Raw genomic sequence first — 26,156 nt, 5'->3', positions numbered from 1 at the left:
CACTGAGCCCGCCGGATTCGACGTGCCGTCAGGTCGGCATCAAATCCTGCCACGACTTCGGAGCCGCGCCGATGGCCATGTTCGTCTGCTGCTGCAGCTGACCGTCGGCCGTCAGGTACTGGCCCGTCCCCGGGTCGTACGGGGTGTAAGCGACGGTGGGCCCGCTAGGCGCACGGGAATCGTTGCCGCCGAACGAACTTGGTTGGGCCGGCACGGCGTCCGGAGCCGACTCGGCAGGCGGCGGCGCCGGAATCGGTGTCCCGTTGATCGAGTTACCGGGGGGCGGTGGCGGCGCAACGGGAGCACTGGCGGCTACGGGTCCGCCCGACACGGCAAACGGGGCCTGGTCCGACGGCGGTGGCATGCCTGGCGGCATGAAGGGCGCCGGCTGAAGGGGCTGGCCTGGCGGTAGGCCTGGTGGCGTGCCCGACGGCACCGCACCCGGCGGCAGCGGAGTGCCCTGTATCGGTGCGTAGATCCGCTCCTGGTAGTCCACCCGGTCGTCCAGTGGGACGCCCTGCTTGATCAGGTTGGGATCGATCGGGTACGGCCCGACATAGTGCTGCCGCATGGCCAGCGGTTGATAGCCCTTTGGATCGTTGCAGAGTTCGACTGTGGGAGCGCGTTTTCCGGGGTGCGCCATGCACGGGTAGTTACGCGCGCCGCGCACCGAAATCGGAGAGTCCTGCGGCAGTTTGCAGTACAGCCCATCCGGTGTGTCGACAACCGTCTCGTCGGCCGGGTTACGCCACTGTGACGGCGGCAGGAACCCGACGGTGCACGGCGGCGGATCCGTGACAGTCAGCGCGAAGTCGCCGGACGGCAGGCCCGTCGGGTTGTTCTTCGGCAACCCGAACGCCTGCTGCGCCGAGATGACCGCAGGGAACAACACCAGCAGTTGTTCCAACGACGGGTTGTACGTGACGAGGATCTGGCCGACGGTGGTGAGGTTCGCCAACAAGATGGGCAACGTCGGCTTCACCTGGTTCAGCAGATCCGACACCTCTGCCGCGAAGCCGGGTCCGCGTTGCAGCAGCGCGCGGACCTCGGGGTCGTTCTCCGCGATCTGCCCCGTGACACCGGCGAGGCTGCGCGCCCACGTCCGGATCTGATCGGTGGTCTCGGCCTGCGAATCCAGCAGCGGCCCACTGTCATCGATCAATCCCCGCGTCTCATCCGAGACTGCGTTGACGTCGTTGGTCAGCGTGGATGCGGAGTCGAGCAGCGACTGGAAATCCGGGCCCGCCCCGTTGAACGCCTTGAACGACTCCTCGAGCAGGTCACTGATCCTGTCCCCCGGGATGGTCTCGACCAGCTTGCTCAACTGGTCCAGCATCGGGCCCACTTCCTGCGGAATGGTGGTGTTGGCCACGGGGATTCGTGAACCGTTCTGCAAGTACGGTCCGGAGTCGGTGCGGGGGCGCAGATCGACGTACTGTTCGCCGATCGCCGACACGCTCAGCACATCGGCCCGCAGGTCGGCGGGAATCTTCGGCGAGGTGTTCAAGGACAACTCGGCTTCCGCGCCGTTCTCCGTGAGCTTGACCGACGTGACCTTGCCGATCTGCACACCACGGTAGGTCACATTGCCGAAGCGGTAGAGGCCGCCGGCTGCGGGCAGCTCCAGAGTCACCGTCAGGCGTCCCAGCCCGAGCAGCGTGGGCACCTGCATGTAGGCGAAGAGCATCACCACGACGCCCACGATCGAGGCGATCGTGAAGATGATCAACTGGTTTCGGACGAAGCGCGTCAGCATCAGCCACCGCCTCCCGGTGTCAGTGGTGCGGGTGGCGGAAGCGGCCCAGGCGACGCGGGCGCTTCGGCGTCGTATGGCCCCGCGAAGATCTGCGACGACGACATCGGCGCGGCAGGCAGCCATGGTGCCGCCGCGGGCGGCGGCAGCACCGGCAGCAGCGGGGCGGCGGCGGTCGAGACCTGCGCTGCTCCAGGCTCGGCGGGCGGCGGCGCGACAGCCTCATCCGGCGGCGGAGTGACACCGACCATCATCGGGGCATAGGAGTAGTTCAGGTAATACGGATCACCTGGTGCCGGAATGAGTTTCGCGTTCTCGTCGCCCCACCGCGTGCCGAGCAGCAGCGTCTTCTTCAGACGCGGATACGTGAGATCGAAGACGGCGATCAGGTTGATGTAGTCACCGCGGGTGATCTTGTCGGCGAAGTCGGGCCCGTACGGGAAGGCCGTCGCCCAGATCAGCGCCGTGCTCAGGTCAGGTCCGATGTCGACAAGCGCCTTGAGTGCCGGTTCCAGATTCTTCAGGTCGGCCACGAGGTCATCCCCGGCGTCGTTGACCAGACCCGCAGCGGTGTCGCCGAACTGCCCGAGCTTCTCGAGTGCGGTGGTGAGGTTGGGACGCTCCTTGATCAGGACGTCAAGGGCGGGCGGAATCTCCTTGAGCGCGCGGTCGATCACGTCGCGCTGTCCGGCGAATTTGCCTGCGACCCGGTTCAACTGCTGGATCGAGGCGACGATATTGTCCCGTTGCTCATCCAGCACGCCGACAAAGTTGTCGAGGCGAGTAAGCAGTTCGCGGATCTCGGGTTCGCGGCCGGACACGGCGGTGCTGAAGTTGTGGATGATGTCGCCGATCTGTCCCAGCCCGCCGCCGTTGACAATGGTCGCCAACGAGGACAGCGTCCGTTCGGTCGACGGATAGGTCGAGGACTCGCTCAGCCCGATCGTGCCGCCGGGCTGCAGTCGGCCTTGCGGCTCCTCGCCGAGCGGTGGATTGAGCGCGAGATGCATCGAGCCCAACAGGCTGGTCTGCCCGACCGTCGCAACGGCGTTCGCCGGCACCACCACATCGGGCTTGACCGAGATCTCCACGTCGGCATGCCAGTTGTCGACCGTCATCTTGCCGACACTGCCGACCACAACGTCCGATATCAGGACGGGCGAATTCGACTCCAGCGTCGCCACATTGGCGACCTCCACGTGGTAGGTCACCGCGTCCGGACCCCGCCCCTCCGCGCCGGGCAAGGGCAGCGAGTTGATGCCCTGGAAGGAGCAGCCGGTCAACGCCAGTGCCGCACAGGATCCAGTGATGATCGATCGCTTCACAACCGTCCGTCGAATCATGAGGGTGGCATCCCTTCCGCCGGAAGCAAGGGTGCGTTGGGCGGTACGGGTGCCGACGTCTGCGGAAGCAGCATGCCTTCGACCGTCGCCGGACCCGCCGGAACGTTCGACACGACGTGGGGCGGGCCGGGAATCGGCGCGCCGGGGAACAACGCGGGCGACGGTATCGCCGGCGCATCGTTGTCCGGCTTGTACAACCCGCCCGGACCGGGGGGAGGCCCGTTCCAGCCGGGTGGCGGCGGGACATCGCCCTGACCGGTGTACGCCGACACCGTGGGCGGCGACTCGGGCGGGTCGCCCGGGCCTGCGGCCCCAGGCGCCAGCTTCGGATCGGTGTAGATCATCCGGTCCGGGTTGATGGCAGGTCGCAGGTAGGCGTTGATGGGCAACGGGATGCCGTTGAAGTTCAATTGTCGCAGCGCGGGTCCCAGGTACTGCTCGCAGAGTTTCGCGGTCGTCGGCGCAGTGGTGTTCGCGACGGCGCCGATCATGCCGCAGATCGCGTACACCGGGTTCGAGAAGTTGACGAGCGAGAATGCTCCCGTCACCGAGCCGCCGTTGGGGTAATAGATGTTGTTGTAGTTCGCGATCGCGTTGGGCGTGATGTGCAGAACGTTCTCGAACGCCAGTTTGTGGTCGATCACAATCTGGGTGAGGTTGGCGAGCCGCTGAATCTGCTCGGCGGTCTGGTTTCTGGTGCCCGCGACGAATCGCTGCACCTCGCCAATCGCGACCGACAGGTTCGACACCGCCGCATCCAGATCGGACCGGCTGTCATTGATGACGCTGCTGAGGCTGGCCAGGCGGTTCTGGAACAGCACGATCTGCTGCTTGCTGTCCCGCAGCGCCGAGACGAAGACCTGCAGGTTCTTGATGATGTCGACGATGTTCCCGCTGCCCTCGGCGAAAACCCTTGCCACGCCGGACAGTTGTGAGAGCGTCTCCCGCAGCTTCTCACCGTTACCGTCCAATGCGTTCGCCGCACTGTCGATGAATCGGGCAGTGGAGGTGTCCGCAACGCCGGGCTTGGCGCCGGGCTGTGGGCCCAATTCGGTTGCGAGGCGCATCAATTGGTCTTTGACCTCATCCCACTCGACGGGCACGGCCGTTCGGTCGCTTCCGATCACCGCGCCGTCGCGCATGGTCGGACCGCCCCCGGTCCGGTAGGCAGGGGTGAGTTGGACGTAGCGGGCCGCCACCAGGTTCTGCGCCACGATCACCGCTTTGGCGTCGGCCGGGATGGGCACATCGCGGTCGACCTTGAGGACCATCTTAGTCTGCGTGCCCTCGGGCGTGATCGATTCGATCCTGCCCACCTTCACCCCGGAGACCCGCACCTCGTCGCCGGGATAGATCGCCGTCGCGGTCGGGAAATACGCGGTGATCGTGGTCGGCCCGAAGAACACGTTGCGGACGAGCAACGCGGCTCCGGCCAGGAGGACGATGGCGAGCACGATGGCGGTGCCGGCCACCAGTCGCTTACGGGTTGCCATCATTGGGGAGGTCTCCTGGCTGGGGAAGGCTGTTGACGGGGAACGGCAGTTCCGCCCGCGGCCCGGCGGTGTCCGGCGGCTGACCGGCGTCGATGCCGCGCCGGAAGCCGAAGGCGTAGTCGAGGAACGGCTGCAAAAGCTGTCCGAAGACGAGGTTGGGCACCAGCGCGTTGTAGTACGCGCCGTTCGAGACGATCTCGCCTTGTGTCAGATAGTATTTCGCGGCGCCCGGCAGCATCTTGGCGAGGTTGTCGCGGTTCTTCTCGAGCATCGCGGTGACGGTGTTCAGCCGTTCCAGCGTCGGTGCAAGTTCCTGCTCGTTGTCGGCGACGAGAGCCGTCAGCTCCTGCGACACCGCCGAGGTCGCGGACAGCAGGCTGGTGATCGCGTACCGACGCTCGTTGAGCACGGCCAGCAGATCGTTGGAGTTGAGGATCAGCTGGTTGACCTGCTGACTGCGCTCAGAGAAGATCGCGGTCACGTCACCGGCCGTCCTCAGCAGCTCCGCGAGACTCTCGTTGCGATTGTTGAGCGAACGCGAGAGCCGGGACACCCCCTCGAACGTGGGTCCCAGCTGAGGGGCGATCTGATCGAGCGTCTGCGCCAGCGTGTCCAGCGACTGGTTGAGCGCATCGGTGTCGGTACCGGCGGTGTTCGCGGTCAGCTCGCTCACGGCGTCGGTCAGCGAGTACGGCGACGAGGTTCGCGTCGCGGGAATGACCTGGCGGCGATCCAGCGTCCCGGTGCCCTTGGACTCCAGCGTCAGAACACGTTCACCGAGAAGCGTTCCGGTGCGGATATGCGCGGTGGTGTCGGATCCCAGCGCGTACTTGCCCTCGACCGTGAAACCGACCAGCGCGTCTCCGTTGACGAGTTCGATCGAAGACACCGAGCCGACCTTGATACCCGACATGGTCACGTCGTTGCCGACGTTGAGACCGCCGGCCTCGGCGAACATCGCCTCATAGCGCAGCGCTGTGGCCCAGGAGTACAACCGCTCCGGCTGCAGCCCGATCGCGATGACCAGGATGATGAGGACCACGCCCATGAAGCCGGCCCGCATGAGTTGGGATCCGCGGTACTTAAGCATCTAGCCCTCCCTGCACCTTCCCTCTTCCTGCTTGACCCAGGGGAAGATGACGGTTCGGCCCTCGAGGTCGCTGGCACGGAAGGTGACCGCGCAGATGTAGTACGGGAAGAACGCGCCGTAGGAGCCCACGCGTGCGAGCTTGCGGTAGATTTCCGGCAGACGCTGAATCGTCGCGTCGACGCGGTCCTTGTCGTTGTAGAGAATCGGGGCCAGCTTGTTCAACTGGTCGATGGTGCCCGCCAGCGGAGGCCGCGCCCGGCCGAGAAGATCTGCCAGCGAAGACGTTCCGTTGTCCAGGGATTCGATCGCCGTACCGATCGGGTCACGGTCCGAGGACAGGCCCTTGATCAGCTGCTCGAGCCGGTCGATGGCTCCGGAGAACTCGTCGCCGTCCTTGGACAGGGTGTCCAGCACCGTCCGCAGCTCGTCGATCAACTGCTCGATCACCTGATTGTTGTCGGCGAGCGAGTTCGAGAACGACGACGTCTTGGAGAACAGCGATTCGATCGTGCCGCCCTGCCCTTGCAGGATCTGGACCAGCGACGTCGTGAGGGCATTGACATCCTGCGGATTCAGGCCCTGGATAACGGGTTTCAGCCCACCCAGCAACAGATCGAGGTCCAGTGCGGGTGCCGTGCGATCGGCGGGGATCTGCGCGCCGGCCGGCAGGATCCTGGCCGACCCGGGGGTGTCGACGAGCTCCAGATACCGATCCCCCACCAGGTTGAGATACCGGATCGCGGCCTTGGTGCCGTCGGTCAGCTTGGTGCTACGGTCGGCGTCGAACTCGACCAGCACCTTGCGGTCGGCCTGAAGCGAGACTTTCTTGACCGTGCCGACGCGAATGCCCGCGATCCGTACCGAATCCCCGGCCTCGAGTCGCGACGCATCGGTGAAGACGGCCGAATACTCCTCGGTCGCACCGCTTCTCGACTCGCCGAAGACGACGAATAGGAACGCGGTGAGAACCGTCATCACCACGCCGAAGATTGCGAACTTGACGATGGTGCCGACCGAGCGCGTCATCCCGGCATTCCGATCTGTGCGGTGTTGCGCGGCGGGCCGTCCAGTGGCCCGAACAACCAGTTCTTCAACGCCTCTGAGTTGAGCAGGATGCCCTGATTTCCATACTGTGCCGGGTTCGAGCCGACATCGCCCGCGATGAATGGCGGCGTGAAGCCAGCGGGTAGCTCAGGAAGGCCAAGCGCCTCACAGTAACTGGCGCCACCGCTCTTGGCAGCAACCTTCGGCAGGTCTTTCGGATAGCGATAGCGTTCGACGCCCAGCGTCAGACCGGCTGACACGATGACGGACGAGTACTGCGGCGGTGACTTCGCGAACGGGACGAGGCCACCGAGACCGCACCGCAGCGAGTCGTGGTACAGCGCCAGGATGCCGGTGGTCGGCACCAGCAGGTGGGACACGTCGGTCAGACCCTGCCGGTTGCCGCCGATCACATCGTTGCCGACATCGGCGAGACCTATGGTGCTGACCAGGAATTCGTCGAGGTTCCGTTGCTCGTCGACGATGGAGTTGCTCAGCTGCGTCGCGCTCTCGATGGTCGAGACCAGGTCCGGCGCGGCGTCTCCGTAGGCGGTCAGGGTTGGCACCGACGCCTCGATGTCATGGGCCAGATTCGGCAGGCTCGGTTCGATCTTCGCCAGCAACGCGTTGAAGTCGACCAGCGTCTGGCCGAACTTCTCGCCGCGGCCGTCGAACGCCGTCGCGATGGCGCCGAGCGTCTCGTTGAGCTTCGCGGGATCGATCTTGTCGAGGACCGTGACCAGTTGCTGGAACACGGTGTTGATCTCGACGGTGACGTGCTTGTTCTGGATCACCTGACCGGCGCGCAGCTTCTCCGGGGAGGGATCTTTGGGAGGCACCATCTGCACGAACTTCGCGCCGAACACGGTGGAGGAGGTGATGTCCACCGAGACGTTGCCCGGAATGAGGTGCATCGCGGACCGATCCATCGCCAGGTGGAGGGCAGCCGTGCCGTCGGGCCGCGGCTCGATCGACGACACCTGCCCCACCTGGACGCCGCGCATCTTGACCTTCGCGTCGGGGTTCATGACGAGTCCGGCGCGGTCGGCGATGACGGTGACGGGGACGGTGTCGGCCCAGCTGCCGCGGAAAAGGCTGACAGCCAAGGCGATGATCGCGCCGATCACGACGATCAACGCCAAACCGGTCAGCGGACGTAGCGCACTGCTTTTCATCAACCCGTCCCTACCCCGACAGGTTGAAGTTGCCGTTGGAACCGTAGATCGACAGCGACACCAGCAGCGTCACCGAGACCACGACGATCAGGCTGGTACGCACCGCGTTACCCACCGCCACACCCACCCCCGACGGGCCACCGGAAGCGAAATAGCCGAAGTAGGTGTGAATCAACAAGATGGTGATGGCCATCAACACCGCCTGCAAAAACGACCACAACAAGTCGATCGGATTCAAAAACGTATCGAAGTAATGGTCATACAGGCCACCGGACTGACCGAACAACACCACCGTGGTGAACTGGCTGGCCACGAAACTCAAGATGACCGCGATCGAATACAGCGGGGTGATCGCGATCATCCCCGCAATAATGCGCGTGGACACCAGGTACTCGACCGGGCGGATCGCCATCGACTCCAACGCGTCGATCTCCTCATTGATGCGCATCGCGCCCAGCTGCGCGGTCACCCCCGCCCCGAAGGTGGCGGCCAACCCGATACCGGCGACCACCGGCGCGGCGATACGCACGTTGATAAACGCCGCCAAAAACCCGGTCAACGCCTCGATACCGATATTGCCCAACGACGAATACCCCTGCACCGCCAACGTCCCACCGGCAGCCAAAGTCAAGAACCCGACGATCACCACCGTGCCGCCGATCATCGCCAACGTGCCCGCCCCCATAGAGATCTCGGCGATCAACCGCACAATCTCCTTGCGGTAATGCACCGAGGCATGCGGAATCCCACCCAAGGCCCTCAGGTAGAACAGCATGTGGTCGCCAACACGGCTCAACCACTCCACCGGGCGTCTGGCCCCCCTTGTAAACCGCGGATACGTCGTCTTCAGGATCGTCGCTGTGCCCATGAGCCCGGCTATCCCGTCGTCATCCGGATACCGATCGCTGTGACAAGCACATTGATCACGAACAACGCCATAAATGCATACACCACGGTCTCGTTGACCGCGTTACCGACCGCCTTGGCCCCACCCCCGCTGATCACCAACCCGCGATAACAGGCCACCAACCCCGCGATCAACCCGAACAACGCCGCCTTCACACACGAGATGACCACCTCAGGCACCCCGGTCAACAACGTGATCCCCGCCGCGAACGCCCCCGGATTCACATCCTGGATGAACACCGAAAACGAATAACCACCCAGAATGCCGATCACCACCACGAAACTGTTGAGCAACAACGCCACCAACCCCGAGGCCAGCATCCGCGGAGTGACCAGCCGCTGCACCGGGTTGATCCCCAACACCTCCATCGCGTCGATCTCCTCACGAATCGTGCGTGACCCCAGATCCGCACAAATCGCCGTCGACCCCGCACCAGCGACGATCAACACCGTCACGATCGGCCCGATCTGAGTCACCGCACCAAACGCCGCACCCGCCCCCGACAGATCAGCCGCACCCAACTCGCGCAACAAAATATTGAGCGTGAAGCTCACCAACACCGTGAACGGAATCGCCACCAACAACGTCGGCGCCAACGCCACCCGCGCAATGAACCAACACTGCTCAACGAACTCACGCCACTGAAACGGCCGCCGGAACACAAACCGCACCGCATCAGCCGACATCGCAAAAAACCCACCAACAGCCTGCATCGGCCCGGCAAAACTGCTCAACTGCGGCAACCCCGGCGACCAACGCTCCGGCCCACTACCCCGCGCCACGAGTAGCTCCCTCCAGAATCATCACTGCGGCCATCGCCGCCGGGCCAACAGTATTGTGCGACAAGCCGATCCGCGCACCGTTCAAACCCCCCAGTCGATCGTGATGAGCTTCACGTCGACGAGTGCACAGCCCCCGCAGCCACTCGCCGACGCCGAGGAATCCATACTTGACCAACTCATCCCCCATGTCGAAATCGTGAACTTCGGCCACACGGCATGCGTCAATTCGGCGCGACACATGTGTGCAGGTCGATGCGACGTCGGGCATGGGCTGTGTCCCTCTGGTCCTCACGTGACGGCGCCGGCCGTCTTCAGCTCGATGATGCGATCCCAATCCAGTCCGAGTTCCAGCAAGATTTCGTCAGTTTGCTCCGCAAATCCCGGAGCGGGGCCCGTTTCCGGAGGACTCACATCGAACTGCACCGGATTCGCGACCAGTTCGAGTTCTCCCGCGGGCACCAGATAGTCGTTGGCACGGACCTGCGCATCCTCGGCAGCCTGCAGGGTGTCCTGCACCGGCGCCCATGGACCGAGCAGGGTGGCGAACCTGTCACTCCACTCCGCAAGCGGACGCTTGCTCATCGCTTCCTTGAGGATCTCCGCGGCGGTTTCAGTGTGCTCGGCGATCGATTCGGCCGTCGCGAATCGCGGATCGTCGGCCAGCTCGTCCAGGTCCATGTGCTTGCAGACATCGGCCCAGAACTTGGTAGGCTGCATCATCACGAAGGAGATGTAGCGGTCGTCGGCCGTCGGGTACAGGCCGACCAGCGGGTTGATCGGCGATCCGTGCACTCCGGGAGGGAAGGCCTCCATCCGCTGACCGAGGTGCTTGGTCAACGCCACCGTGTGGCCGAGCGACCACAGCCCGCTGCCGAGCAGCGAGACGTCCACCACCGACGGCTCACCGGTGCGTTCACGCTTCACCAGCGCCGCGGCGATTCCGCCGGCAAGGTTCGTACCGGAGATCGTGTCGCCGTATGCCGGGCCCGGCGGGCCGACCATGCCCGGTGTGCCCGGCGGGGTGATCGTCGCCGCCGTCCCCGCACGGCACCAGAATGCCGTCATGTCGTAGCCGCCCTTGACCGACTCTTCGCCGCGCGGCCCCAGCGCACTACCTCTGGCGTAGATGATCTTCGGGTTGACGGCTCGGATGTCGTCGACGTCGATGCCGAACTTCTGCCGATGACCGGGCAAGAAGCTCGTCAGGAACACGTCAGCGCGCTTGGCCAGTTCGAGCAGTATCTCCTTGCCCTCAGGCACGGACATGTCGAGGCCGAGGCTGCGCTTGCCGCGGTTGGCGTGCTCGATATTGGGGTTGGGATCGCCCTCGACCCGCAGCAGACCGGTCTGACGCAGCCCGCGCTGTGGATCACCGGTCACCGCATGCTCGACCTTGATGACGTCGGCACCCCATTCGCGCAGCACGGCGCCCGCCGACGGCACGAAGCCGTACATCGCGACCTCGAGGACACGGATTCCGTCCAGCGGCCCACTCATCAGCCCACCACCGTCGCGAAGGTCTTGGACTCGAGGAACTCCTCCAAGCCGGCGGTGCCCATCTCGCGTCCGATACCGGACTGCTTGTACCCGCCGAACGGACTGTCGGGGCTGAAGTAGTTGCCCCCGTTGATCGAGAAGGTGCCCGTCCGGATGCGGCGGGCGACCGCGAGTGCGCGGTTCTGGCTGCCGAACACCGCTCCGGATAGGCCGTAGATGGAGTTGTTGGCGATCCGCACCGCGTCGTCATCGTCGTCGTAGGCGATCACGACGAGGACCGGACCGAAGACCTCCTCCTGGGCGATCTCGCTGTCGGGGTCCACGTTGGTCAGCAGAGTGGGCGTATAGAAGTAGCCCGGACCGACCTTCTCGCCGCCGGTCACCAGCGTGGCGCCCGCCTCGACGGCGCGCTTGACCATGCCGTCGACCTTGTCGCGCTGCTTCTCGCTGATGAGCGGACCCATGTACGTCGACGGGTCGGCCGGATCGCCATAGCGCACGAGCTCGAAGTTGTTCTTGATCAGCTCGACGATCTCGTCGTGCTGCTTCCTGGGCACCAACAGCCGCGACGTCAGGGCGCAACCCTGGCCGGCGTGGGTGACCATGCTGAAGGCCGAGAACAACGCCGCGGTGTTGAAGTCAGCGTCGTCCAGCACGATCGCGGCTGACTTGCCGCCGAGTTCCAGGAACACCTTCTTCAGGGTGTCGCTCGCGGCCGACATGATCCGGCGGCCGGTCGGGGTGGAGCCGGTGAAGGTGACCATGTCGACGTCGCGGCTGGTGGTCAGTGCGGCACCGACCTCGGGGTCGGCCCCGCTGAGCACGTTCACGACGCCGGCGGGGATATCGGTGTGGTTGGCGATCAACTCGCCCAGCGCCAGCGTGATCAATGGGGTGTCGGGTGCGGACTTCAGGACCACGGTGCAGCCAGCGACAAGTGCGGGCGCGAGCTTGGCCAGTGCCAGCTGGTTGGGATAGTTGTACGCGATGATCGCGGCGACGACGCCGCCCGCTTCCTTCTCCACCCAGCGGTGGTGTTGCATACCGCGGCTCTCGACGTTCCCGAGATCCTCGGTCATCGGGTAGGTCTTCAGCAGATCGGCGTAGTAGCGGACGATCGCGATCGGCTGGTCCAGCTGCGCGCCCTGGCACAACGCCTCCGTCGCGCCGACCTCGGCGATGGTCAGCGCGGCGAGCTCGTCGCGGTGGTCGAGTAGCGCTTGATGGAACTGCTCGAGGCAACGGATACGCAATTCGGTGTTCGTCGACCAATCGGTCTCGTCGAAGGCACGCCGTGCCGCCGCGACGGCGGCTTCGGCGTCGGCGACGGTGGCGTCCGGCGCGTGGCCGATCACCTCACCGGTTGCGGGGTTGACGCTTGGAAACGTCCGCGACGTGTCGAGGAGCTTGCCGTCGATCAGCAGTCGCCGGTCGACACCTTTCTGGGTGTTGGCGGCTGACTCGTCACTCGAGATCGTCGTCGTTCCCTGCATCATCCTCCTCAGCACACAACCCAACAGACCGAGTGTGATGGAAACTTCATTCTCATCACCGGCGAATCATACATTCGTGACAAGAGAACTCAAGGAAATGTCGAGAACTCCCCCTGCCTGCGGTTAACGGTGCGACAATCGCAGAGCAAACGTCTCACCAGTGCGAATCCGGCCTCCACCCTGTCTTGCGATATTGCAGGTCACGAGAGTACGGTTCTCATAATCGGAAGGATGATTCTTGATGCGTGACCGGCAGGTGTGGGGTTGAAGAACGCTGTTGTGACCGGAGGGGGCTCCGGCATCGGGCAGGCTGTCGCGAACCGGCTACGCGCCGACGGCATGAATGTCGCGGTCCTCGATCTCAATCCCGGGGACGGTGACCACACCTACGTCGCCGACGTCACCGACCGGGCACAGGTCGATGCCGCCCTCGACGCCGTTCGCTCCAAGCTCGGCCCGGTGACGGTTCTCGTGAACGCCGCGGGGCTGGAGAAGTTCAAACGCTTCACCGACATCTCGTTCGAGGACTGGCAGCGGGTCGTCGACGTCAACCTCAACGGCGTGTTCCACTGCATCCAAGCCGTGCTGCCCGACATGATCCAGGCCGGCTGGGGCCGCATCGTCAACATCTCCTCGTCGAGCACCCATTCCGGCCAGCCCTACATGTCCCCCTACGTCGCCGCCAAGTCGGCCGTCAACGGACTCACGAAGTCACTCGCACTCGAGTACGGCCCCGCAGGCATCACCGTCAACGCGGTGCCGCCCGGCTTCATCGACACCCCGATGCTGCGCAAGTCCGAAGCACGCGGCTATCTGGCCGTGCAGCAGACCATCGAGTCGACACCGGTGCGCCGTATCGGCAAGCCCGAGGACATCGCCGCGGCGTGCGCGTTCCTCATCTCAGAGGAGGCGGGTTACATCACCGGACAGATCTTGGGCGTCAACGGCGGCCGGAACACGTAACCAATAGCGGGACCAACAGCGGAATTCGAAAGGACATCTGGATGGGACGAGTACAGGGCAAGGTCGCGTTCGTCACCGGCGCTGCGCGCGGACAGGGCCGTAGCCACGCGGTCCGGCTCGCCGAAGAGGGCGCCGACATCATCGCGGTCGACCTCTGCCAGGACATTCCGACGATCGGATACCCGATGGCGACGCCGGAGGATCTCGAGGAGACCGCCAAGCTGGTCGAGAAGACGGGCCGCAGCGTGTTCACCGCCCAGGCCGACGTGCGTGAGGCGTCGCAGCTGCGCACCGCACTCGAAGAGGGCATCTCCCAGTTCGGCCATCTCGACATCGTGGTGGCGCAGGCCGGTATCGCGGGTATGAAGGGTGACCCGCCACTGCAGGCCTGGGTCGACGTCATCAACACCAACCTCGTCGGCACGCTCAACGCAATCAATGTCGCGCTGCCGCATCTGACCGAGGGCGGGGCGATCGTCGCGACCGGTTCGACCGCCGCATTGATGGACACCCACAACAAGCCCAACCCGGGCAACGATCCGGGCGGTATGGCGTATGTACACAGCAAGCGCGCGCTGTCGGCCTACGTGCACGACCTGGCGACCGAGCTCGCACCGCGGGGCATCCGCGCGAACGTGGTCCATCCGACCAACTGCAACACCGACATGTTGCAGAGCGAGCCGATGTACCGGTCGTTCCGGCCCGACCTGGACAAGCCGACGCTCGAGGACGCCGAACCCGTCTTCTATGTCCAACAAGCCATGAAGGTGCCGTGGATCGAGCCGGTGGACATCAGCAACGCAGTGCTGTGGCTGGCTTCCGACGAGGCGCGCTATGTCACCGGCATGCAGGTTCGCGTCGACGCCGGCGGCTACCTCAAGTGGTACGACTACCACAACTGACGCGGAGGGCAGGAGAACGCCGTGAAGGTTTTCGTTGATCCGCAGCGCTGCCAGGGCCACACACTGTGCTCGATGATCGCGCCGGATTCCTTTGAGCTCAGCGACATTGACGGGACCGCCTCGCCGGTCAACGAAGTGGTGCCGCCCGACCAGGAGGACGCGGTGCGCGAAGCGGTGCAGTCGTGTCCCGAGCAGGCCATCTCGATCGAAGAGTGAAGCCGGCTCGATCGCCGAAAGTACAGGGAGACAAGCGTTGAGTAACGTCGACGACATTGCGGATCGCGCTGCCGCCGACAGCGAGCGCAAGAAGAATCGGTACCACTTCGACCGGCACACCCCGGAGTATCGGGAGCAGTTCGAGAAGATCACCGAGGAGATGCACGCCAAGTGCCCGATGGCGTGGACGGACGTCTACGACGGACACTGGGTCGCCGCCGACAGCAAGCATGTGTTCGAGCTGGCCCGCTGTCCGGTGGTGTCCAACGACCACGACATCAACGGTGAGCGCAGGGGCTATCAGGGCATCACGATCCCAAGAGCGCAGCGGGCCACCGTGGTTCGCGGCGGCATCCTCGAGATGGACGAGCCCGAACACAGCATCTACCGCGGCGCGTTGAATCCGTATCTGTCCCCCGCTGCGGTCAAGCGCTGGAAGCCCTTCGTCGACGAGATCACCCGTGCGGCGCTGGACGAGAAGATCGAGTCGGGTCGCATCGACTTCGTCGACGACCTCGCCAACATCGTGCCCGCGGTGCTCACCCTGGCGATGATGGGCATCGAGCTGAAGAAGTGGCCGGTCTACAGCGAGCCCGCGCACCTGTCGGTGTCCACTCCCGAACACTCGCCCGACGCCCCGCGCGTCGCCGAGATGAACAGGCAGATGGGCATCGACATGATCAACACGATGATGGAGGTTCGGGAGAACCCCAGGCCCGGCCTGATCAATGCCCTGCTGCAGCTGCGCATCAACGGTGAGCCCGCTCCCGACCTCGAGATCCTCGGCAATCTCGGCTTGATCATCGGCGGCGGCTTCGACACCACGACCGCATTGACCGCGCATTCGCTGGAATGGCTGTCCCAGCACCCCGATCAGCGCGAGCTGCTCAGCCGCGAACGCGACACCCTGCTGGACCCCGCCACCGAGGAGTTCCTGCGCTACTTCACGCCCGCACCGGGTGACGGGCGCACCTTCGCCGACGACGTGGAGGTGGAAGGCACGAGGTTCAAGGAAGGCGAACGCCTTTGGATTTCGTGGGCGATGGCGAACCGCGATCCGGCGGTGTTCGAGAAGCCCAACGAAGTCATCCTGGACCGGAAGGGCAACCGGCACTTCAGCTTCGGCATCGGTGTGCACCGCTGTGTCGGCTCCAACGTGGCCCGCACGGTGTTCAAGTCGATGCTCACGGCGGTACTCGACCGGATGCCGGACTACGTCTGCGACCCCGAGGGCACCGAGCACTACGAGACGATCGGCGTCATTCAGGGTATGAAGCACCTGCCCGCGACGTTCACGCCGAGCAAACCGCTCGGCCCGGGTCTGGACGAAACCCTGGAGAAACTGCAGCGTATCTGCGACGAACAGCAGCCGGCCCGGCCTATCACCGAACACAAGAGTGCCGTCGTGATTGACTGAATCACCGTCCCAGTTCCTGACCGAGTGGTTTGATGCAGCCAGCAATCGAGATTGGAGGGCACTCGTGAGGTCGTTGAAGGCGGTCGTGGCCGCGGTCCTGCTGTCAGCGGCCGCCATGGTGGTCCCTGCGCCGGCCAACGCGGCGATGTTGCTGGGTAACTACGACCTGCTCACCAACAGGTACACGCAGGCCTCGTGGGTCTGGTTCGTCGCGCAGTGCATTCCAGAGAAGTCAGCGGAGTGCGTCGACGTCCACGGGATTCCGCGGCTGAAGTTTTACGCCTACTACCAGTCCAAGGCCTATCTGGTGGATGGCCGCTATTCGTTCACCGTCGACGTCAACGACGGCCTGCGTTGCCTCCCGGGTTACAGCATGCCGACCCGGGACACCTATTCGTGGGATGCGGTGTCACTTGTCGGAACCATCGACTCGGTCTATGACGTCGGCTGTTTCAACGGCCCGCCGGGCAAACAGTTCTGGACGTTCAAGCTGCAGCGGCTCTGACTCACAGGTCGTATCGCTGGCGAATCCCGTTGAACCGAGCCCACATCTGCGCGACGCGCTCGTCCGCGGTGACGGTTGTCGTGTCGGGCGGCAGCGTGTCGAACAGGTCGGCACGCTTGACCACCCGGGTGTGCAACTCGGCAGGCTCGCCTTCCAGCATGTGGCGATAGGTGACGTTACCGCGTTCGAAACCCTGTGTGTCGATCCAGTTGTGGACGCCGGGATCGTCGTGGGCGAGCACCAGCCGGACCTTGCCGTCACTATCCACCGCGGTGCGGCTGGGCGTGTAGCTCACCGGTCGGTACAGGTAGTCCATGCTGGTGAAGAAGACGCCCATGTTCGTGAACATCCACAGTCCGTCATGCGCGTCGAACTCGATGACCAGCGTCTCGTCGGCGCTCAGCACCCAGTGCATGTTCGTCGCTGCGCGACCGCGTTTCGCATCTGAGTCGGTGGCCGGTGGCTGCGGGAACCGATTGGGGTTCTCGGCGTCCACCCCGCCGTAGCTGAACGGGAACTCCGGCCAGTCGTCCATCAGGCCCGTGATGAACTCGCCCGCCCAATCCATCGCGGCGATCATCACCGCCGGCGTGGGCGGCGGTTTAGGAGCGTCCATGCCGACCCGCTCGATCCGCATGCGCGCGGGCCTTTCATCCCACGAGTCGAAACCCTGGCGGATGAACAGCTTTCGCGATCCGGCCGTGGTGGGCAGCCAATTCGGACCGCGCTCCTGGCCGCCGATGTAGATCTCGAAGGTGCCGTCGGGCGCGGTGTCGAGCTGCTGTCCGCTCAGATTCGCCTCCGGCACATCACCGAAAGGTTCGTGCAGGACACCGGGGCCGTCTGCGCGCGGACCCTGCACGGTGATGTTGAGAAACCGGGCGGTCCCCCGCTCACCGACGATCCGGTACGTCGACTCACCGTCGATCCATGCCTGCTGGTACACGAAGTCCGCGCAGTCGCCGCCGAGCTTGCGCGTCGGATTGCAGAAAGTGTGCAGCGCCGGGTAGCGGGTGTCCTTGGTCTCCAGCGCCAGGTCGAATGCCTGGCCGAGGTTCTGGGTGAGGAACCGGAAGCCGTCGGCCCGCTGCAGACCGGAGGTGGCGTTGTCGTCCTTGAAGACCCGCTCGCCCGCGGCCTTCAACCGGTCGCAGAACTGCGCCCACGCGGCATTCAACGCCGCATCGTCGGTGCCGTCGCCAAAAGCCATCGTTATCCCCTATGCGCCAAGTCTTTCCAGCATCGCCGACACCGCTTCGCAGGCGCGGCGCGTCGCCTCGACTCGACCCTCGACTTCGATACGCGGGCCGATCAACTCCAGGTCGAAGCCGTGGGCGTAGCCACCTTCGAGGGCCTGCCGGACGAACGGCTCGATCGGGATCGCCCCGTCACCGGGAACGGCACGGGCCGGCAGTGCGCGATCACCGAGCACGTAGTCGCTGAGCTGAATCTGGACGGTGCGCGGCAATGCGCGGTCGAGGAGACCCGCGAGATCGGCCTCGGCCCAGCAGTGAAACAGGTCGACGCAGACCCCGACTCCGGCCATCTCCGCAAGCGCGGTGGTATCGCGCAGCGTGTGAGCGAAGTGGATGTCGGCGTAGAGGGCGGAGGCGTTTTCGATCGCCAACGCCACGCCGGCCTGCCGCGCCGCATTTACACAGGGCGCGACCGCTTCGCAGAAGCGTTCGGCCGCGTGCTCCCAGCTCAATTCGGCCCTGCCGCCGGTCAGCATGTACACGACGCGGGCGCCGACGGCGGCAGCGCTCTCGATGACACGGGACAGTCCCGCGCCCGACTCGAACAGGTGGTAGACGGTGTCGACCGTGTAGCCGTTGTGCTCGATGAGTTGCCGCAGCCCGGGTTCGGTGAGTTGGGAGTCGATGAGGCTGAGCCGCGTGAGTCCGAGCGCGCGCCATATCGCGTGCTGCTCGGCGACGGGCGTGCCGAGGAACGTCACGCTGTGCACCGACAGCCGGCCGCGCACGGTGCTCAGTCCCTCTTCTCCACCGCGACGCCGAATCGCTCACGGAACGGCCGGAATTCCTCGTGCAGCGCGTCGAGGTCCTCGCCGATGTCGGTGAGCAACTTGGTCGAATAGCGGAACTTCCCGTGCCGGTCACCGGGATTGTTCTTCAGATAGGCCCGCATCTCGGCTTCTGCGTCGGCGCGAAGGGTTCGCCCGCAGAACTGGTAGTAGCGGGCCACGGTTCCCACTGGGTCGGCGACGAAATCGGTGTAGCGCACGTGCAGGATTCGAGGGTCGTCGGTCAACGGGTTGGTCATCGTGTTGGCGATGGAGGCCCGCGTCAGTTCGAGATGCATCTTCGCCGCGGCCTGCAGGTCGACGGCGCCGACGATGCCCTCGGCGATGTCGGCCATCATCATGGTGCGCGACGCCGCGACCTGGACGGGGTCGCGGTGCAGCCACAGCAGGGTCGCGTCCGGATAGCAGTCGAAGAACTCCTGCAGACGAAAGCCGTGAAACCCCTTCAGAACCCACTGTTTCGGCGACCGCCCGTACTGGAACTGCTGCAGCATCGCCTTGTGGATGCGGTACTGCGCGGCGGCGTCGGTGGGCAGTCCGCCGACCACCGTCGGCATCGGCACCCGCCACCATGCTGTCGGTGTCATGACGCGAAAGTCGAATGCCCAGGTGCGCTCGTCCTCCGGTAGACCGTTGCCGAGCATGTCGTTGTAGGGATGACTGTGCAGCCATTTCGGCATCTTGGCGTTGATCTCGCGCCAGTCGGCGTCGGACTGGGCGCGGCGCGGATCGTCGTCGTCGGAGGCACCCGGCGGCGGCGACGGGTACATCACCTCCCAGAACCGAAGGGCGCGCGCATCGGGATCGACCGACATCAGGGCGTGCATCAGCGTGGTCCCCGACCGCGGTTCGCCCGTGACGAACATGGGTCGCTCGATCACCTCGTCGGCGACCGGGTATCGCTTGCGGTCTTCGAAGAACTCCAGGCGCGAGGTGAGCAGCCAATGACAGACGTCCTCGGCCCGCTTGCGGCCGTCGACGTCCATGCCCATGCCGTTGAGAAGGTCGACCGCCGTTGCGAATCGCTCTGGCAGTGTCGGATCACCGTAGTCGGTCAGGCCTGTCGCGTCCTGCGCCCGTTGCAGCATGTCGGCAGCGTTCAGCGTCGCGCTCACCGGATGTCCTCGCACAGGCTCAGCAGTTCGTCCTCGACGGCACGCACGTTGTCGGCCGACGCGGCGGAGTATGAGAGCCCGGCCATCCCGCCATAATCCAGGATCTTCGGCACGCGTAGGCCCGCATCGACGTAGTCCTTGATCACGTGTGCGACCTGCTTGGGTGTGCCGTGCGGGACGATGGCCAGGATTGATTCGGGGTCGACGCGGTCGAGGAACTCGACGATGCGTTCGCGGGTCAGGGTCGCCGGGTCGATGTCCTGGTAGCCCCGCCAGTTCTCGCCCATCGGGTGTTCGTAGCCGAGGCTTGCCAGTAACTCGGCCGACACCTGCAGCAGGAACGCCTTGACCAGTGGAGCGTTCAGGATCTCGGCGAGCGCGGCGTCGTCGCGTCCGATCAGACACACCTGGATGTAGCACGGTGTGATGGCCATGGGATCGCGTCCGGCGCGTTCCGCGGAAGCCCTTACGGTTCCGAGCTTTTGGGCATAGTCGTCGGGACTCCACGCCCCCGTCGGCCACCACCCGTCGGCGTAGCGCCCGACGATCTCCAGTGTCCGCGGCCCGCTCGCCCCTATCCAGATCCGCGGCGGTGTGCCGTCATACGGTTCGGTGTCGAGGCGGGCGTGATGTAGATGATAGAACCGACCGTCGAAATCGACCGGTCCCTCACTGTCCCAGAGCAGCCGGATGACCTTCAGCGCCTCCTCGAACCGGCTCACCGGCTTGGCGAAGTCGAACCCGTAGGGCACGGTGTTCTCGGTCTCGCCGCTGCCGAGGCCGAGTATGAAGCGGCCCTTGGCGAGATGATCGATGGTCAGCGCGCTCTGCGCGAGCATCACCGGATGACGGCGCACCGTGTCTACCACGCTGGTTACCAGCGGCACGTTCTGCGTGAGAACCGCCGCCGCCGCGGCGACCGCCATCGCGTCGAGGTGGCGGTGGGGCGACGCGGAAACCGTGGCCAGATCGGTGAATTCGGACGTCCAAATCGAGTCGGGCCAGAAGCTGACCAGGTGGTCCGGCAGCCAGATCGAGTGGTAGCGGCCGCTGTCCAGCTGTTCCAGCACCGACAGATCCAGCGGAAGCGTGGTCCGCAGATAGGCGGCCGGCTGAACCTTCACCGGCGCACTTCCGACCCTGAGCGCCGAGTGGTTCACAGCCGGCCGATCTCGCGAAGGAACGCCTGCGTATGCGCGATGCGACCCGTCAGCGTCTTCGGATCCCCCGTGCACAACGCGAATGCCGTCTCGGTGATCAGCGCGATGTCCTCGGTGTCCGTCTTGGCCAGATCGAGCGCGCCCGCGCCCTCGGTGGCGACGGGGTTGGTCGGCGCAGCGGCGTTGACAGCGATCCCGTCGTTGTAGAGCTCTGCCGCAAGGCTTTTCGTCAACCGATTGAGCGCGGCCTTGACCGTCCCGTAGATGCCGAAGCCGGCCTGACGGTCGAATTCGGAGAAGGGCGGACCCTCGGGTAGGTCGCCGGCGACCGATGTCACGTTCAGCACCCACCCTCGGCCCCGCTCGCGCATCGCGGGGATCGCCAGCTGAGTGAGGTGCAACGGCGCCAGCACGTGCATCTCCATCATGAGCCGCACCCGCCGGTCTGGGAAGTCGTCCAGCGGCCGGAGGAACGTGACGGCGGCGTTGTTGACGAGAATGTCCGGCGCCCCGACCTTCAAGACCACCTCGGTGAAGAGTCGTTCGCGCTCTTCGGGTTTCGAGAGGTCGGCGGGCACAGTGATCGCCGATCCGCCGGCCTGCTCGATCTCCTCAAGCGTCTGTGCCAGTGAGCCCTGGTACTTGCGATCGGGCTCGGCGGTGCGGGCGGTGAGGGCGACGGTCGCCCCCTCGGCGGCCAGCCGCTTCGCAATCGCCTTGCCCAGCCCCCGACTGGTGCCGGTCACCAGGGCTACCTTCCCCTGACACGTCATTGCGAACCTCCTAGCTCCGCGGAATTCCCGCGAGCTTGTCGGCGAACTTCGCCTCGGCCGCTTGGCGCAACCTCAGCAGGTGCTCGGACGGGAACATGTCGGGTGCCGGCTTGCGGTCCTTGAGCAGCAACCGCGCCAGGGTGACCTTGTGGACCTCCGTGGGGCCGTCGGCGAGGCCGAGCACGAAGGACTCGACGAGGTACTGCACGAACGGCATCTCGTGGGTGGTGCCGAGCGAGCCGTGCACCTGTAGAGCGCGCGCGGAAACGTCGTGGAGCACCTTCTGCATCATCGCCTTGACCGCCGAGATATCCGCCCGTACCGCTTTATAGTCGTTGTGTTGATCGATCTTCCACGCCGTCTGCATCGTCAGGAGCCGGAATGCCTCGATCTCCATCCACGAGTCGGCGATCATCTCCTGGACCAGTTGCTTGTTGGACAGCATGTCGCCCTGGGTGTACCGCGACACGGCCCGCTCGCACAGCATGTCGAAGATGCGCCGCACGAGGCCCACGGTGCGCATGGCGTGATGGATCCGGCCGCCGCCCAACCGCGTCTGCGCGACGACGAAGGCCCCGCCGCGGGGGCCGAGCATGTGGTCGGCGGGTACCCGGACGTTCTCGTACCGTACATATCCCTCGCGCCCGCCGCCGATCGGCTGGTAGCCCAGCCCGACATCGCGCATGACGTTGATCCCCGGCGTATCGCCCGGCACCACGAACATCGAATAGCGTTCATACGGCGGCGCATCCGGGTCCGTTATCGCCATCACGATGATGAACGACGCCATCGACGCGAAGGAGGAGAACCACTTCTCGCCGTTGATGACCCAGTGATCGCCGTCCTGCACGGCCGTGGTGGTGAACACCTTCGGATCGGCGCCGCCCTGCGGTTCGGTCATCGAGAAGCACGACACGATCCTGTTGTCCAACAACGGTTCGAGGTACCGCTCCTTGAGCTCGTCGGTGCCGTAATGCGCCAGGATCTCGCTGTTGCCGGAGTCGGGTGCCTGCGAGCCGAAGACGATCGGGGCGCACTCCGACCGCCCCAGGATCTCGTTGAGCAGGGCGAGCTTGACCTGACCGAACCCGGGACCACCGAGGTGCGGACCGAGGTGAGTGGCCCACAGGCCGCGTTCCTTGACGATCTGCTGCAGCGGTGGAATCAGCGCCTGCCGCACCGGATCCCGCAGATCATGGGACTCCTTGACCACGTAGTCGATGGGCTCGCATTCCTCGCGGACGAACTGCTCGACCCATTTCAGTTGTTCTGCCCATTCGGGGTCGGTCGAGAAGTCCCACGCCATTGTGGATCACAGCCCTTTCATCGTTCGGCTACTCACGTCGGACTAGCGAGGCCGCCGTCGTGCCTCGGCTTCGTCCGTCGCGTGGCTGAGCACCTGGTTGCGGTTCTCCAGTTCCAGCGCGGCGCCCAGCCCCGCCGCATCGGTGTTCACCTGCAGCGCCCGTTTCGTCAACTGGGTGCCGAACGGCGGCAGATCGGCGATCGCCCGCGCGAGTTCGAGTGCGCGAGGTATCAGCTGCTCCGGCTCGGTGAGCTCGCTGACCAGGCCGCGGCGGTCGGCCTCGGTCGCCGATACCGTCCGCCCCGTCATCATCCAGTCGGCGGCCACACTCGTGCCGACGATGCGGGGCAGGTGATAGCTCATGCCCATCTCGGCACCGGAGAGTCCCAGCAGGATCGCCCCGTTGCCGAACGTCGCCGCCGTCGAGCAGATCCGGATGTCGGAGGACAGACAGAGGGCGAAGCCCGCACCGACGCAGGGTCCGTTCACCGCGGCGATGACGGGCTGCGGCAGATTCCACATCGCCTGTGGCAGTGCGGCCATCGCCTCCTGGAACCGCAGCCGGTCGATCGCGGGGTCGGACGTCTCGAGCGCCCGCGGGGCGAAATTGCGCACGTCGATACCCGAGCAGAAGCCGCGGCCGGCTCCGGTGATCACAACGGCGTGCACGGACGCATCCGTGCCGATGGCGGCGAGCGTCTCGATCAGCTCGTCGCGCATCACCTCGTTGATGGCGTTTAGCTGTCGGGGCCGGTTCAGTTGCAGCACAACAACTCCGGCGTGCGACCGGTCGAGGATCAGCGTGTCGGTCACCGTCAGCGCCGCGGCAGACCGAGCACCTGTTGCGCGATGATATTGCGCTGGATCTCCGATGTCCCGCCCGCGATGGTGCCGCCGAAGCTGCGCGCATAGCGTTCGAACCAACTAACGAAGTAGTGGTCGAGGTTCATGTGCTCGTACGGGCCGGTCGTCGACGGGTGCGTCAGCCCGTCGGCACCGGCAGCGGTCAGGGCGTTCTCGAAGGCCTGCCGCTCCGCCTCGGAGCCGAACAGCTTGAGCACCGATACCGATGCGGTGTCCATCTCGCCGCGCGCCGCGCGCGCCAGTGCCGCCGAGCCCATGGCCCGCAACGCCTGGTAATCCATGATCGTCGTCGCATACTGGTCGCGCTCCAACTCCGTGCGCGGCTGAAAGTCGGCGATCATGTTGTCGATGCGGTCGGCGAAGCCCAGCCACATCATGGTGCGCTCGTGACCGAGGGATCCGTTGGCCACGCCCCAGCCGCCGTTCAGCGGTCCGACGAGATTCTCGGCGGGCACCCGGGCGTCTGTGAAGAACACCTCGTTGAAGTCCTTGTTCTCCTCACCGGTCATGTCGGCGAAGGGTCGGCACACCACACCGGGAGTGTCGGTGGGGATGATCAGTACGCTGATGCCCTTGTGTTTGGGCGCATCGGGGTCCGTGCGCACAAACGTCAACAGGAAGTCGGCGTCATGTGCGCCCGAGGTCCACACCTTCTGGCCGTTGACCACGAAATGGTCGCCATCAAACTCAGCCCTGGTACGCAGCGACGCCAGATCGGAGCCCGCACTCGGCTCGCTCATCCCCAACGACGCGGTGAGCTCGGCGCGCAGCACGGGCACCGCCCACCGATGCTTCTGCTCCTCGGAACCGAACGAAAGTAGCGACGCCGCAACGATGTTCACACCCTGCGGGTTGAAACTGTGATAGATCCGCCGTCGGCACAACTCGTCGAGGTGCACGAACTGCTGCAGTACGTTCGCATTACGACCACCGAATTCCGGTGGCTGCGCGGGCAACAGCCAGCCGTTATCGAACAGCAGGCGCTGCCAGTCGCGCGCCCACTGTGGCATGTGCGACACCGAACGCGGCCGCTCCTGAGTCGCCGTCTCCGGCGGCAGATGCTCATCGAGGAACGCGGCGAACTCTGCGCGGAACTCCTCGACATCGGAATCGAATGTCAGTTGCATTTAGAAACCCCTGTATTCCGCAGCGATCACGGCGCGATGCTCAGCGGCACCACCCAGCAGCAGTTCACCGGCCTTCGCCCGTTTCAGCGCGAACTGCAGGTCGTTCTCCCACGTGAATCCCATGGCGCCGAACAGCTGTATACCGTGCCGGAAGACCAGCGCCTGCGCCTCCCCCGCCGACGCCTTGGCCATCGCCGCGGCCAGCCGCCGACGCGGATCGTCCTCGGCGATCGTCAGCGCGGCGAAGTAGGACAGCGCGCGCGCCCGTTCGATCGCCACGTGCATGTCGACGGCCTTGTGCTGGACGGCCTGGAACGTTCCGATCACCACGCCGAACTGCTGACGCTGCTTCACGTGCTCGAGCACCAGATCGAGGATGCGTTGGCACGCACCGACGGTGGTGATGGCCATGCCGGTGAGCGCCACATGGCGGGCCCGTTCGGTGTCGACGTGGACGCGGTCGGTGTCGGGGACGTGGACCCCTGCGAAGGTGACCTCGCCGATGTGCAATACGGGGTCGAAGACATTGCTGCGCCGGGTGATGGCGACGCCCGCGTCGACGACGAACACCCCGGCGGCGGTGACGACCGCGAGCCTCTCGGCGCGGTCGCCGTCGAGGACGTGTTGCGCCGTGCCGTTCAGCACCCAACCGTCGGCGTCCCGGTAGGCGTTCACCCCGCTGTGCACGGCCGTGCCGGAGACCTGCGGGTCGAACCGGTCGCCGGCAAGCGGTGCGAACTGCGTCAGGGTCGCGAGGAACGGGGTGGGATCGGTGGCTCGGCCCAGCTCTTCGGCCACGATCGCCAGTTCGACCGCGTGCTCCGGGTCGGCCAGCTCGGTCCAGCCCGCGTCGACATAGGTCTTCCACAGCGGGGTCGGGTCCACGCCGTTCTCGGCGACGCCGCGCACCAGCGACGCCGGGCAGGCCTTGGTCACCGCGTCCCGCACGGTCTCTTGCCACAGCCGCTGATCGGCGTCGAACTCCAGTAACACGTGTGGCCTCCTGGTGGACCTCGTCACTACCCCGTCGGTAGGCACGAGAATAACATTCTCGTTAGATGCTGTAACCGTTCTCTGGTTCCGGCTACCCCATTTCGCCAGCTGAGCGCCAAGCGACTGACCAGCGCACACTCTGACCTGCGAAGAAGTAAGCGATCCGCTGGAGAACACAATTCTTGCCTTTGAAG

General features: G+C 65.3%; 24 protein-coding genes. 5 read left to right on the top strand and 19 right to left on the bottom strand.

Annotated features, from left to right (window positions below; all coding sequences use genetic code 11):
- Positions 1 to 28: 28 nt before the first annotated feature.
- The 10 genes from G6N43_RS11925 to G6N43_RS11880 form a co-directional block, all read right to left on the bottom strand.
- Positions 29 to 1,756, bottom strand: a complete 1,728-nt coding sequence (locus tag G6N43_RS11925; protein WP_083153262.1) for an MCE family protein — start codon at positions 1,754 to 1,756, stop codon at positions 29 to 31.
- A complete protein-coding gene (locus tag G6N43_RS11920; protein ID WP_083153260.1) occupies positions 1,756 to 3,096 on the bottom strand; it encodes an MCE family protein in 1,341 nt (446 codons plus the stop codon). Before G6N43_RS11920 ends, G6N43_RS11925 begins: the two co-directional genes overlap by 1 nt.
- The gene (locus tag G6N43_RS11915; RefSeq protein WP_083153258.1) at positions 3,093 to 4,592 is read right to left on the bottom strand and encodes an MCE family protein; all 1,500 of its coding nucleotides are present in this window, start codon (positions 4,590 to 4,592) and stop codon (positions 3,093 to 3,095) included. The genes G6N43_RS11920 and G6N43_RS11915 overlap by 4 nt, the downstream gene beginning before the upstream one ends.
- Positions 4,576 to 5,679 (bottom strand): MCE family protein, encoded by a 1,104-nt coding sequence (locus G6N43_RS11910; RefSeq protein ID WP_083153256.1) that lies wholly within the window; start codon positions 5,677 to 5,679, stop codon positions 4,576 to 4,578. Before G6N43_RS11910 ends, G6N43_RS11915 begins: the two co-directional genes overlap by 17 nt.
- The gene (locus G6N43_RS11905; protein ID WP_083153254.1) at positions 5,680 to 6,705 is read right to left on the bottom strand and encodes an MCE family protein; all 1,026 of its coding nucleotides are present in this window, start codon (positions 6,703 to 6,705) and stop codon (positions 5,680 to 5,682) included. It abuts the gene before it with no gap.
- Positions 6,702 to 7,898 carry an MCE family protein gene (locus G6N43_RS11900; protein WP_083153252.1) on the bottom strand — a complete coding sequence of 399 codons (1,197 nt, stop codon included), beginning with the start codon at positions 7,896 to 7,898 and terminating at the stop codon, positions 6,702 to 6,704. Before G6N43_RS11900 ends, G6N43_RS11905 begins: the two co-directional genes overlap by 4 nt.
- 10 nt (positions 7,899 to 7,908) lie before the next feature.
- Complete coding sequence (locus G6N43_RS11895; RefSeq protein ID WP_083153250.1) at positions 7,909 to 8,766, bottom strand: MlaE family ABC transporter permease; 858 nt, start codon at positions 8,764 to 8,766, stop codon at positions 7,909 to 7,911.
- An 8-nt stretch (positions 8,767 to 8,774) separates the two neighbouring features.
- Positions 8,775 to 9,587 (bottom strand): MlaE family ABC transporter permease, encoded by an 813-nt coding sequence (locus tag G6N43_RS11890; protein WP_083153249.1) that lies wholly within the window; start codon positions 9,585 to 9,587, stop codon positions 8,775 to 8,777.
- A 288-nt stretch (positions 9,588 to 9,875) separates the two neighbouring features.
- On the bottom strand, positions 9,876 to 11,084 hold the full coding sequence (locus G6N43_RS11885; protein ID WP_083153247.1) for a CaiB/BaiF CoA transferase family protein: 1,209 nt from the start codon (positions 11,082 to 11,084) through the stop codon (positions 9,876 to 9,878).
- Positions 11,084 to 12,577 (bottom strand): aldehyde dehydrogenase family protein, encoded by a 1,494-nt coding sequence (locus G6N43_RS11880; RefSeq protein ID WP_083153470.1) that lies wholly within the window; start codon positions 12,575 to 12,577, stop codon positions 11,084 to 11,086. Before G6N43_RS11880 ends, G6N43_RS11885 begins: the two co-directional genes overlap by 1 nt.
- A 264-nt stretch (positions 12,578 to 12,841) precedes the next feature.
- Between G6N43_RS11880 and G6N43_RS11875 the strand changes: the two genes are divergently transcribed.
- The 5 genes from G6N43_RS11875 to G6N43_RS11855 all read left to right on the top strand — a co-directional run bounded on the left by G6N43_RS11875 (position 12,842) and on the right by G6N43_RS11855 (position 16,580).
- Positions 12,842 to 13,540 (top strand): SDR family NAD(P)-dependent oxidoreductase, encoded by a 699-nt coding sequence (locus G6N43_RS11875; RefSeq protein WP_083153468.1) that lies wholly within the window; start codon positions 12,842 to 12,844, stop codon positions 13,538 to 13,540.
- Positions 13,541 to 13,581: 41 nt separating this feature from the next.
- Complete coding sequence (locus G6N43_RS11870; protein ID WP_083153246.1) at positions 13,582 to 14,442, top strand: mycofactocin-coupled SDR family oxidoreductase; 861 nt, start codon at positions 13,582 to 13,584, stop codon at positions 14,440 to 14,442.
- Positions 14,443 to 14,463: 21 nt separating this feature from the next.
- A complete protein-coding gene (locus G6N43_RS11865) occupies positions 14,464 to 14,658 on the top strand; it encodes a ferredoxin (RefSeq protein WP_083153245.1) in 195 nt (64 codons plus the stop codon).
- A gap of 37 nt (positions 14,659 to 14,695) precedes the next feature.
- On the top strand, positions 14,696 to 16,075 hold the full coding sequence (locus tag G6N43_RS11860) for a cytochrome P450 (RefSeq protein WP_083153237.1): 1,380 nt from the start codon (positions 14,696 to 14,698) through the stop codon (positions 16,073 to 16,075).
- 115 nt (positions 16,076 to 16,190) lie between these two features.
- Positions 16,191 to 16,580 carry a hypothetical protein gene (locus G6N43_RS11855; RefSeq protein ID WP_083153466.1) on the top strand — a complete coding sequence of 130 codons (390 nt, stop codon included), beginning with the start codon at positions 16,191 to 16,193 and terminating at the stop codon, positions 16,578 to 16,580.
- Between the two features lies 1 nt (position 16,581).
- Here G6N43_RS11855 and G6N43_RS11850 read toward each other — a convergent pair whose 3' ends face one another.
- The 9 genes from G6N43_RS11850 to G6N43_RS11810 are packed head-to-tail and all read right to left on the bottom strand — an operon-like array spanning position 16,582 to position 25,962.
- The gene (locus tag G6N43_RS11850; protein ID WP_083153235.1) at positions 16,582 to 17,790 is read right to left on the bottom strand and encodes a DUF1214 domain-containing protein; all 1,209 of its coding nucleotides are present in this window, start codon (positions 17,788 to 17,790) and stop codon (positions 16,582 to 16,584) included.
- Between the two features lie 9 nt (positions 17,791 to 17,799).
- Positions 17,800 to 18,573, bottom strand: coding sequence for a sugar phosphate isomerase/epimerase family protein (locus G6N43_RS11845; RefSeq protein ID WP_083153233.1), 774 nt, complete (start codon positions 18,571 to 18,573; stop codon positions 17,800 to 17,802).
- Complete coding sequence (locus G6N43_RS11840) at positions 18,570 to 19,712, bottom strand: sulfotransferase family protein (RefSeq protein WP_275989952.1); 1,143 nt, start codon at positions 19,710 to 19,712, stop codon at positions 18,570 to 18,572. Before G6N43_RS11840 ends, G6N43_RS11845 begins: the two co-directional genes overlap by 4 nt.
- Before the next feature lie 23 nt (positions 19,713 to 19,735).
- Entirely contained in the window at positions 19,736 to 20,863 is a 1,128-nt protein-coding gene (locus tag G6N43_RS11835; RefSeq protein WP_083153464.1) for an LLM class flavin-dependent oxidoreductase, read from the bottom strand.
- 32 nt (positions 20,864 to 20,895) lie between these two features.
- Positions 20,896 to 21,672 carry an SDR family NAD(P)-dependent oxidoreductase gene (locus G6N43_RS11830; protein ID WP_083153229.1) on the bottom strand — a complete coding sequence of 259 codons (777 nt, stop codon included), beginning with the start codon at positions 21,670 to 21,672 and terminating at the stop codon, positions 20,896 to 20,898.
- A 10-nt stretch (positions 21,673 to 21,682) separates the two neighbouring features.
- Positions 21,683 to 22,978 (bottom strand): acyl-CoA dehydrogenase family protein, encoded by a 1,296-nt coding sequence (locus G6N43_RS11825; protein WP_083153227.1) that lies wholly within the window; start codon positions 22,976 to 22,978, stop codon positions 21,683 to 21,685.
- Between the two features lie 42 nt (positions 22,979 to 23,020).
- Entirely contained in the window at positions 23,021 to 23,797 is a 777-nt protein-coding gene (locus tag G6N43_RS11820) for an enoyl-CoA hydratase/isomerase family protein (RefSeq protein WP_110810443.1), read from the bottom strand.
- Entirely contained in the window at positions 23,794 to 24,969 is a 1,176-nt protein-coding gene (locus G6N43_RS11815) for an acyl-CoA dehydrogenase family protein (protein ID WP_083153223.1), read from the bottom strand. Before G6N43_RS11815 ends, G6N43_RS11820 begins: the two co-directional genes overlap by 4 nt.
- Complete coding sequence (locus G6N43_RS11810) at positions 24,970 to 25,962, bottom strand: acyl-CoA dehydrogenase family protein (RefSeq protein ID WP_083153221.1); 993 nt, start codon at positions 25,960 to 25,962, stop codon at positions 24,970 to 24,972. It abuts the gene before it with no gap.
- Between the last annotated feature and the right edge of the window lie 194 nt (positions 25,963 to 26,156).

Origin of the sequence: Mycolicibacterium moriokaense (assembly GCF_010726085.1) — a bacterium.
In the GTDB taxonomy this organism is placed as follows: domain Bacteria; phylum Actinomycetota; class Actinomycetes; order Mycobacteriales; family Mycobacteriaceae; genus Mycobacterium; species Mycobacterium moriokaense.
This window is presented reverse-complemented; position numbering and strand designations above follow the sequence as displayed.